The sequence below is a fragment of the Pseudomonas sp. GW821-FHT07G10 genome, from assembly GCF_059418545.1.
In genome coordinates this window covers 3,317-3,767 of sequence record NZ_JBWKQB010000063.1, presented here as the reverse complement: position 1 = coordinate 3,767, position 451 = coordinate 3,317, and the positions used below count along the sequence as shown (strand labels likewise).

Below are 451 nucleotides of genomic sequence, written 5' to 3'. Positions count from 1 at the left end.
ACCACGGTGCTGCTGGCGGGCGCACCGTGCTCGTCGGTCATGTTGTAGCTGAGCGTGACGCTGGCCGTGGCGCCTTGTGCCAGGTGGTCGAAATCGCTCCCCGGGTTGAACACCAGCTGGTTGCCCGCGACGCTGGCCGTGCCCTGACCGATCGGCGCGCTGGCGCTGACCAAGGTGAACGCGTGGCCGTCATCGACATCGGTGTCGTTGGCCAGCACGTCGATCGTCAGGGTCTGGTTTTCCGTGCCGGCGGCCGTATCGGCCACCGCCACCGGCGCATCGTTGGTGCCGGTGATGGTCACCACCACGGTGCTGCTGGCGGGCGCGCCGTGCTCGTCGGTCATGTTGTAGCTGAGCGTGACGCTGGCCGTGGCGCCTTGTGCCAGGTGATCGAAATCAGCCCCCGGGTTGAACTGCAGCTGGTTGCCCGCAACGCTGGCACTGCCCTGGC

1 protein-coding gene is annotated in these 451 nt (G+C 67.8%); it reads right to left on the bottom strand.

Going from position 1 to position 451, the window contains the following annotated elements; genetic code table 11:
* Positions 1–451, bottom strand: a 451-nt coding sequence (locus tag AC07O1_RS30305; RefSeq protein WP_495091185.1) for an Ig-like domain-containing protein, incomplete at both ends; no start/stop codon positions are given.